8 protein-coding genes are annotated in these 5,390 nt (G+C 68.2%); all 8 read left to right on the top strand.

The features are described 5' to 3' along the window. The first annotated feature begins 104 nt into the window (after positions 1 to 104). Positions 105 to 854 carry an LPS export ABC transporter ATP-binding protein gene (gene lptB, locus VNJ47_04055; GenBank protein ID HXG28007.1) on the top strand — a complete coding sequence of 250 codons (750 nt, stop codon included), beginning with the start codon at positions 105 to 107 and terminating at the stop codon, positions 852 to 854. A gap of 190 nt (positions 855 to 1,044) precedes the next feature. Further along, the gene (locus tag VNJ47_04050) at positions 1,045 to 2,514 is read left to right on the top strand and encodes an RNA polymerase factor sigma-54 (protein HXG28006.1); all 1,470 of its coding nucleotides are present in this window, start codon (positions 1,045 to 1,047) and stop codon (positions 2,512 to 2,514) included. Between the two features lie 28 nt (positions 2,515 to 2,542). After that, the gene (raiA, locus tag VNJ47_04045) at positions 2,543 to 2,857 is read left to right on the top strand and encodes a ribosome-associated translation inhibitor RaiA (GenBank protein ID HXG28005.1); all 315 of its coding nucleotides are present in this window, start codon (positions 2,543 to 2,545) and stop codon (positions 2,855 to 2,857) included. Positions 2,858 to 2,927: 70 nt separating this feature from the next. Continuing rightward, on the top strand, positions 2,928 to 3,398 hold the full coding sequence (locus VNJ47_04040; GenBank protein ID HXG28004.1) for a PTS sugar transporter subunit IIA: 471 nt from the start codon (positions 2,928 to 2,930) through the stop codon (positions 3,396 to 3,398). Positions 3,399 to 3,416: 18 nt separating this feature from the next. Beyond that, positions 3,417 to 4,274 carry an RNase adapter RapZ gene (gene rapZ, locus VNJ47_04035; GenBank protein HXG28003.1) on the top strand — a complete coding sequence of 286 codons (858 nt, stop codon included), beginning with the start codon at positions 3,417 to 3,419 and terminating at the stop codon, positions 4,272 to 4,274. After that, on the top strand, positions 4,271 to 4,675 hold the full coding sequence (locus VNJ47_04030) for a PTS fructose transporter subunit IIA (protein HXG28002.1): 405 nt from the start codon (positions 4,271 to 4,273) through the stop codon (positions 4,673 to 4,675). The genes rapZ and VNJ47_04030 overlap by 4 nt, the downstream gene beginning before the upstream one ends. Continuing rightward, positions 4,668 to 4,946, top strand: a complete 279-nt coding sequence (locus VNJ47_04025; GenBank protein HXG28001.1) for an HPr family phosphocarrier protein — start codon at positions 4,668 to 4,670, stop codon at positions 4,944 to 4,946. Before VNJ47_04030 ends, VNJ47_04025 begins: the two co-directional genes overlap by 8 nt. 6 nt (positions 4,947 to 4,952) lie before the next feature. Next, positions 4,953 to 5,390: phosphoenolpyruvate-utilizing N-terminal domain-containing protein (locus tag VNJ47_04020; GenBank protein ID HXG28000.1), on the top strand; the 438-nt coding region annotated here is incomplete at its 3' end.

Here is a 5,390-nt window from a genome sequence, read left to right as displayed (position 1 = left end):
TACGACGCCAATGCCAAGAAGCTGCTGGCGAGCGGCCCCGGCGCGCGCGGCGGCCGGGTGCAGATCGTGATCGAGCCGCAGCAGCAGCCCCAGGACACGCGGCCGTGAGCGCTGACGGCGGCAACGGCCAGGTCGTCCTCGCGGCCTATCACCTGGCCAAGCGCTACGGCAAGCGCGCCGTGGTGCAGGACGTGTCGCTGCAGGTCGCCACCGGCGAGGTAGTCGGCCTGCTGGGGCCCAATGGCGCCGGCAAGACCACGGCCTTCTATCTGATCACCGGACTGCTGCCCGCGGACGCCGGCCGTATCCTGCTCGGCGGCGAAGACATCACCCACCTGCCGATGCACGCGCGCGCGCGGCTCGGCATCGGCTACCTGCCGCAGGAAGCCTCGGTGTTCCGCAAGCTGACGGTGGAAGAAAACATCCTCGCCATCCTCGAGACCCGCCGCGACCTGCACCGCCGGGCGCGCCAGGCCGAGCTCGAGCAGCTGCTCGAGGAACTGCACATCCCGCATATCCGCAACAGCCTCGGCATCTCGTTGTCCGGCGGCGAGCGCCGCCGCGTCGAGATCGCCCGCGCGCTGGCCGCCAATCCGCGCTTCATTCTGCTCGACGAACCCTTTGCCGGCGTCGACCCGATCTCGGTCATCGACATCCGCAAGATCGTGCAGCACCTGCAGGCGCGCAACATCGGCGTGCTGATCACCGACCACAACGTGCGCGAGACGCTCGGCATCTGTTCGCGCGCCTACATCCTCAGCAACGGCCACGTGATCGCCGAGGGCGCGCCGCAGGCGATCCTCGCCAACGAAACCGTGCGCCAGGTCTATCTGGGCGAGGACTTCCGGCTGTAACTGCACGTTGCGTGGGCATCGGCCCGCACCCCAGGCCCGGCCGGGCACAGCAGCCTTCCGGACCGGCTTTCGGGCTGGATCCGCCTTTCGGCACGATTTTTGTATCGGCCGCCGGGCCGAGCGCCTATAATCGGGTCACGGGCACGGCCCGTCGCACACCCCCGAGAACCGGCAGGAACTGCCAACGCGGATGAAGCAATCGGTCGCGCTCCGTCTGGGACAGCAGCTGGCCATGACGCCGGCCCTGCAGCAGGCCATCCGCCTGCTGCAGCTGTCCACGCTCGATCTGCAGCAGGAAATCCAGCAACTGCTGGACAGCAACCTCATGCTCGAGCGGCTGGACGAGGCGACCGAGGGCGAGCCCATCGCCGACGACCCGGTCGAGGCAGAAAACGAGCCAGCCGGCGGCGAGGGCGACGACGAGCCCGCAGTCGCCGAGCTGAGCGAGGACATCCCGGACGAGCTGCCGGTCGATGCCGAGTGGGACGATATCTACGGCAGCGAACCGCCGGCCGCCGCCGGCGAGGACGGCGAAGCGCTGCGCGAATACCTCGAGGCCAACCGTCATCGCCCCCCCAGCCTGCGGGAGCACCTGCAGTGGCAGGCCGGCGTGCACCCGTTCACCCCGCAGCAGGCGGAGATCGCCTCGCACCTGCTGGACGCCATCAACGACGATGGCTACCTGGAAGACTGGGACGCGGTAGCCGAGCGGCTGCAGGACAGTCTGCAGGCGACGCGCGCCGAGATCGAAGCCGTGCTCGCCGTCATCCAGGATTTCGACCCGCCGGGTGTCGGCGCACGCTCGCTGTCCGAGTGCCTGACGCTGCAGCTGCGCCAGCTGCCGGCCAGCGCGCCCGGTCGCGCCGCGGCCCTGCGCCTGGCCGCACCCGAGTGCCTGGAAATGCTGGCCGCGCACGACCACACGCTGCTGCAGCGCCGCCTGCAAATCGGAGCGGATGCGCTGCAGGCCGGCATCCGCCTGCTGCAGAGCCTGCAGCCGCGCCCCGGCACGCCCTTCAGCCAGCCGGAATCCCAGTACGTGGTACCGGAGGTGTTCGTCACTCGACACAAGGACCGCTGGCGCGTCAGCCTCAACCCCGACATTACCCCGCGCCTGCGCATCAACCCGGAGTACCTGCGGCTGGTGCGGCGTGCCGACCAGAGCACGGACCAGCAGACGCTCAAGCAGCACCTGCAGGAGGCGCGCTATTTCCTCAACAGCCTGAAGAGCCGGAACGAAACCCTGCTGCGCGTGTCTCAGTGTATAGTGGAGGAACAAAGGGCCTTTCTGGAGTACGGCGAAGAGGCCATGAAGCCGCTGGTTCTGCGCGATGTCGCCGCCCAACTGGGCGTGCACGAATCCACGGTGTCGCGCGCGATCGCCAACAAGTACATGCACACCCCCCGCGGGCTGTACGAACTCAAGTACTTCTTCTCCAGCCACGTCCAGACCACCACCGGCGGCAGCGCCTCGGCCACCGCCATCCAGGCCATGATCAAGCGCCTGATCCAGCAGGAATCCCCCACCGACCCCCTGAGCGACAGCCGGCTTGCCGAGCTGCTGCTGCAGGGCGGCATCCGCATTGCCCGGCGCACGGTCGCCAAGTACCGCGAGGAGCTGCACATCCCGCCCTCGCACGAACGGCGCCGGCCCGGGTGAAAACCCACGCAACCGTCAAGGAGGCATCATGAATCTGCAGATTTCCGGCCACCACGTTGACGTGACCGAAGCGCTGCGCAACTTCGTCACCACCAAGATGCAGCGTATCGAACGGCATTTCGACCACCTGATCGACGCCAACGTGATCCTCACGGTCGAGAAACTGCGCCACAAGGCCGAGGCCACGCTGCACGTACGCGGCGCTACCCTGCATGCTCAGGAGGTCCAGCCGGACATGTATGCCGCAATCGACCGGCTGATGGACAAGCTCGACCGGCAGATCTGCAAGTTCAAGGAAAAGCGCAAGGACCACCATCCCGAGCAAGGCCACCGCCGGCACTGATCCCGCGCCCCCGGTGCTTCCCGCCGGGGGCGTTTCATTTCAGCCACCGAATCGGAGCAGGACCAGAATCATGAACATCGCCGACATCATCAGCCCCGAGCGGGTGCAGTTCCAGGCCAGCCTCCACAGCAAGAAGCGTGCACTGGAGGAGATCAGCCGGCTGCTGGCCATCGGCGCCCCGGCGCTCGCGCAAGAAGACATCCTCGGCAGCCTCTCCAGTCGCGAGAAGCTGGGCAGCACGGGCCTGGGCGGCGGCGTGGCCATCCCGCACGGACGCGTGCGCGGGATCGAGAACAGCGTTGGCGCCTTCCTGCGCATCGGCGGTGAGGGCGTGGACTACGAAGCCAACGACAACCAGAAGGTGGATCTGGTGTTCGGCCTCCTGGTGCCGCAGAACTGCAACGAGGAACACCTGAAGATCCTGGCGCAGCTGGCCGAGATGTTCCTCGACGAGGGCTTTTGCGCCAAGGCGCGCGCCACCAACGATCCGCGCCAGCTGCACGCTTTGCTGGTCAGCTACGCTCCCGCCGCGGCCGCCTGAGCGGGGCCTGGCCGTGGCATGAAACTGATCGTCGTCAGCGGCCTGTCCGGCGCCGGCAAGACCGTGGCGCTGAACATGCTCGAGGACTTGGACTACTACTGTATCGACAACATCCCTCTGTCGCTGTTGCGTACGTTTACCGCCGACGTGGTGCGCGAGCAAGACCGCAACTTCGAGCGCCTGGCGGTCGGGGTGGACGCGCGCGCGCGTGAGCGCGGCATTCATCTGTTCCCGGAACGCATCGCCTCGCTGCGCGAGGCCGGCGTCGACGTCAGCGTATGGTTCTTCGAGGCCGACACCGAGACGCTGCTGCGGCGCTACAGCGAAACCCGCCGCAAGCACCCGCTGAGCGACGCCAAGACGCCGCTGCGCGAGGCGATCGAGAAGGAGCGCCGCCTGCTGCAGCCGATCGCGAGGATGGCGGATTTGCTGCTCGACACCAGCCACACCAACGTGCACCAGCTGCGCGAACTGATCCGCACGCGCATGCAGGGTGCCGAGCCCGGCAGCCTGTCGATCCTGTTCCAGTCCTTCGGCTTCAAAAACGGCGTGCCGGAGGGCGTGGATTTCGTGTTCGACGTGCGCTGCCTGCCCAACCCGCACTGGGAGGACCGCCTGCGGCCGCTGACCGGCCACGACCGCGCCGTACGCGAGTTCCTGGAGGCCAAGCCCGACGTGCGCGAGATGCTGAAGGACATCGGCGACTACCTGGAAAAGTGGCTGCCCCGCTTCCGCGCCGAGAATCGCGCCTACGTCACGGTCGCGGTCGGCTGCACCGGCGGGCGGCATCGCTCGGTCTACCTGGTCGAGAACCTGGCCGAACGCTTCCGCAAGCACTATCCACAGGTCCTCGTCCGCCACAGCGAGCTTTCATGAGTGTCGCCGTCCTGCTGGTTACGCACGCGCGCCTGGGTCACGACCTGCTTGGCACCGTGACCGAGGTCATGGGTGCGCCACCGCTGCCCACCGACGTCATGGAGGTCAAGCGCGTGCTCGACACCGACGCGCTGGTGCGCCAGGGCGCGCGTCTGGTCGAGCGTCTCGACCGCGGCGGCGGCGTGCTGATCCTGACCGACGCCTACGGCTCGACCCCGAGCAACATCGCCAACCGGATCGCCGAGGGCCGCCACGCGCGCGTGGTCGCGGGCCTCAACCTGCCGATGCTGGTGAGCGTCTATAACTATCCGGCGCTGGACCTCGAGGCACAGGCGCGCAACGCGGTCAGCAGCGGGCGCGACGGTATCCTGCTATGCCGTGATGGGGATAGCGATGCCTGAGCGCGAGGTCACTATCGTCAACAAGCTCGGCCTGCACGCGCGCGCGGCGGCCAAGCTGGTCACGCTGGCCACGCAATACCCCTGCGAGGTGCGTGTGGCGCGTGCAGGCGCCAACGGGCGCGAGGTCAGCGGCAAGAGCATCATGGGCGTGATGATGCTGGCCGCGGGCCAGGGCAGCCGCATCCGACTGATCGCCGAGGGCGAGGGCGCCGAGCAGGCCCTGAGCGCGCTCGCGGACCTGATCAACCGCCGCTTCGACGAGGAGGCATAGGCGCGCATGAGCCTGTGGCTGTCCGGCATCGGCGTCTCGCGCGGCATCGCCATCGGCCGCGCGCATCGCATCCAGTCCGCCGACCTGGACATCCCCGAGTACACGATCGAGCTGTCCGCCGTGGACGCTGAAGTGGCGCGCTTCAGCGAGGCGCTCGGGCAGGCGCAGGCACAGTTGCGCCAGATCCGTGCGCAGCTGCCCGGCGCGCGTGCCGACATCGCCGCGTTCATTGAGACGCACCTGCTCATGCTCGAGGACCGGGCGCTGTCGGACGCGGTGGTGGCGCTGATCCGCGAGCGCCGCTGCAATGCCGAGTGGGCCCTGCGCCTGCAGCGCGACGCCCTGGTGGCGGTGTTCGAGCAGATGGAGGACGCCTATCTCAAGAGCCGGCGCGACGACGTCGAGCACGTGGTGTCCGGCATCCTGCGCATCCTGCTCCGGCAG

The sequence above is a fragment of the Nevskiales bacterium genome (assembly GCA_035574475.1).
Lineage (GTDB): Bacteria > Pseudomonadota > Gammaproteobacteria > Nevskiales > DATLYR01 > DATLYR01.
Note: the sequence above shows the minus strand (reverse complement) of the source record. Positions and strands in the feature narration are given on the sequence as shown.